Source organism: Microbacterium sp. CPCC 204701 (genome assembly GCF_004010105.1).
Taxonomy (GTDB): Bacteria; Actinomycetota; Actinomycetes; order Actinomycetales; family Microbacteriaceae; genus Microbacterium.
On record NZ_RRYE01000373.1, the window covers coordinates 1 to 2,829 of the forward strand.

Consider the following 2,829-nt stretch of genomic DNA (forward strand, 5'->3'; position numbering starts at 1 on the left):
GGCGCCGGCGAGCTCGTGATCCGGATCGCGCCGGGTGCCGGGCCGCAGGTCGCCGCGCAGGCAGCCGTCGCGCTCGCCCCCGGCGCACCGGACGCCTTCGATGTGTCTGCGCCGGCCGGACGATCGGACCTCAGCAGCAGCGTCCAGGCGGACGTGAACGTCGTCTTCCTGATCCTTGGCGCCATCGTCCTCTTGGCCGGCGGCCTCGGAATCGCGAACGTGACGATGCTCACGGTGATGGAGCGCACGCCCGAGATCGGCCTCCGACGGGCGCTGGGCTCGACCGGACGACAGATCGCCGCGCAGTTCGTGGTGGAGTCGATCGTGATCGGCCTGCTCGGCGGTCTGATCGGCGCGTCCCTCGGCGTGATGGCGGTGGTCGCGGTCTCGCTCCTGCAGCAGTGGACGCCGATCGTCGACCCTCTGGTCGCGGTGGGCGGCGCGCTGCTCGGGGCGGTCGTCGGGCTCGTGGCAGGCGGCATCCCTGCTCGCAGAGCCGCACGGATCGAGCCGGTCACCGCGCTTCGGTCGGCGTGAGCGGGCGGGCTCAGAGCGCCTTGCGGTACCAGCGCGTCGCGTTGGGGTTGTCGTTGTAGGGCTCGGTCGGGACGAATCCGGTGCGCGCATAGAGCGCCGCCGCGGCCTCGAGCGAGTGGTGGGTGTCGAGCACGAGCTCGCGCGCGCCGAACGCGCGGGCACGCGACTCGAGGTCGTCGATGAGCAGGCGGCCCCATCCTCGGCCGCGCGTCTCGGGCCGCAGGTACAGGTGCTTCACCTCATAGCGCGTGCCGCGCGGGCCGTCGGAAACCAGACGGATGCCTCCGCAGCCGACAGGCTCTCTCTCGTCGTCGTCGAGGATGACGAAGACGCCGGCCGGCGGCATGAACGCCGCGGGGTCGGGGAAGGTCGTGCGATACGCGACGTCCAGGACGGCGAAGCCGTCGGTGCGGGCCTGGAAGTACTCGGCGAGCAGCGCGTGCGCGTCAGGGGCGTCGGCAGCCGCGGAACGGAGGGTCACCACCCGTCCAGCCTAGGCGTCCCGCGGGACGGCTCCGTCCCGGGCGCGCGCCTAGGATGGAGGCCATGACGACGCGCGTGGCCATCGTGGGCGGCACCGGCAAGCTCGGTGGAATCATCGGCGAGGTGGTCGAGTCCGAGCCCGGCTACGAGGTCGTGGCCGTTCTGTCCTCGCGGTCCGAGCTCTCAGAGCTGAAGGGTTCCGACCTCGTCGTCGACGCCTCCACGCCGGCGGTCTCGATCGATGTCGTGCGCGCCGCGATCGAGCGCGGCATCAACGTCCTGGTCGGCACATCGGGGTGGTCGGCCGAGCGCATCGCGCTGATCCGCCCACTCGTCGACGCCGCCGGCACGGGCGCGGTGTTCATCCCCAACTTCTCGCTCGGCTCCGTGCTCGGGTCGGCGCTCGCCGCGGCCGCCGCGCCCTTCTTCCCGTCGATCGAGATCGTCGAGGCACACCGCGAGACCAAGATCGACTCGCCGAGCGGCACCGCCGTGCGCACCGCCGAGCTGATTGCCGCGGCTCGGGCGGATGTCGGCCCGGTGGAGTCGCCGCGCGTCGATCAGCGCGCGCGGGGGCAGCAGGTGGCGAGCGTGCCGATCCATTCGCTGCGCCGCCCGGGCGTGATCGCGCGGCAGGAGACGATCTTCTCCGGTGCGGGGGAGTCGCTCACGATCGTGCACGACACCGTCGAGCCGGCGCTGGCCTATGCCCCCGGCATCCGTCTCGCCCTCAGCGCCGCCCGTGATGCGCAGGGAATCGTCGTGGGTCTCGACAGCCTCATCGACATCGGGGTCGGCCGGTCCGCCCGCGTCGCAGACGCCGCGCCCGTCGCGGAGGGCGGCGTCCCCGGCCAGGTCGCGCGGACCACCGGCGCATGAGGGTGCGGGTCGGCGTCGTCGTGATGGCGGCGCTGCTCGCCCTGTACATCGTGCTCGTCGGGCAGCGCGCGTGGATCCTGCTCGCAAGCGGCGATCCGGTCGGCATCGCGATGGGCGTCGGGCTCACCGTGCTGCCGCTGCTCGCCGCATGGGGCGTCGCGCGCGAGCTGCTCTTCGGCGTCCGAGCCCAGCAGCTGGGCGCCCGGCTGAAGCGTGAGGACGCGCTGCCCCAGGACGAGGTGGCCATCCGCCCGAGCGGGCGCGTCGTGCGGGAGGACGGGGATGCCGTCTTCCCGCGGTACCGCGACGAGGTCGAGGCTCATCCCGACGACTGGCGGGCGTGGTATCGGCTGGGCCTCGCGTACGACGCCGCGGGCGATCGGCGCCGTGCCCGCGAGGCCGTCCGCAGAGCCATCCGGCTCGAGTCGGCCGACCGCGCCTGACCCATCGACGGATGCCGCGGCTCAGCGCGCCGGCGGGACGACCGCGGCGACGGCATCCTCCACCGTCCGGTGAGTGAACGAGAACCCTGACGCCTGCAGCGCCTCGGGCACGACGTGCATGTCGGCGCTGAGGAGCGCCTCGGTCGCGTCGCGACCGAGCACGAGCTTCAGCGCCCACTCCGGTGCGCGCAGCAGGTAGGGCCGGTTCATGCGGACAGCGAGCGCGAATCCCAGGTCGTTCGCCGTCGCGCGGGTCGGTCCGGCCAGATTCACCGGACCGTCGAGGCGCGTCTCGATCACATGGCGGATGGCGCGGACCTCGTCCTCGAGCGAGATCCACGGCCACGCCTGCGTACCGCGCCCGATCGGGCCGCCCGCGCCGAGGCGCGTAAGCAGCAGAAGCGGCTTCAGCGCGCCGTCCGGGTGCACGACCGGCGCGGTGCGCACCAGGGCGACCGGGGCGTCCGGGCCGGCCGCGAGCGCCGCG

At 73.4% G+C, this 2,829-nt stretch carries 5 protein-coding genes; 3 read left to right on the forward strand and 2 right to left on the reverse strand.

Annotated elements, in window-relative coordinates; genetic code table 11:
* Positions 1-537 (forward strand): ABC transporter permease (locus EIO58_RS15550; RefSeq protein ID WP_127820270.1); only part of this gene is annotated, 537 nt, incomplete at its 5' end.
* A gap of 10 nt (positions 538-547) precedes the next feature.
* Here EIO58_RS15550 and EIO58_RS15555 read toward each other — a convergent pair.
* Entirely contained in the window at positions 548-1,021 is a 474-nt protein-coding gene (locus EIO58_RS15555) for a GNAT family N-acetyltransferase (RefSeq protein ID WP_127820271.1), read from the reverse strand.
* Positions 1,022-1,083: 62 nt separating this feature from the next.
* Here EIO58_RS15555 and dapB point away from each other — a divergent pair, with 62 nt between their 5' ends.
* Positions 1,084-1,899 (forward strand): 4-hydroxy-tetrahydrodipicolinate reductase, encoded by an 816-nt coding sequence (dapB, locus tag EIO58_RS15560; protein WP_127820272.1) that lies wholly within the window; start codon positions 1,084-1,086, stop codon positions 1,897-1,899.
* Positions 1,896-2,342, forward strand: a complete 447-nt coding sequence (locus EIO58_RS15565) for a tetratricopeptide repeat protein (RefSeq protein ID WP_127820273.1) — start codon at positions 1,896-1,898, stop codon at positions 2,340-2,342. Before dapB ends, EIO58_RS15565 begins: the two co-directional genes overlap by 4 nt.
* 21 nt (positions 2,343-2,363) lie before the next feature.
* Here EIO58_RS15565 and EIO58_RS15570 read toward each other — a convergent pair.
* A partial coding sequence (locus EIO58_RS15570; protein ID WP_127820274.1) for a DUF1731 domain-containing protein occupies positions 2,364-2,829 on the reverse strand: 466 nt, incomplete at its 5' end.

Bases quoted from the DNA above. Each gene is read 5' to 3' on its own strand.
- dapB (WP_127820272.1), top strand. From the start codon at position 1,084: ATGACGACGCGCGTGGCCATCGTGGGCGGCACCGGCAAGCTCGGTGGA.
- EIO58_RS15565 (WP_127820273.1), top strand. From the start codon at position 1,896: ATGAGGGTGCGGGTCGGCGTCGTCGTGATGGCGGCGCTGCTCGCCCTG.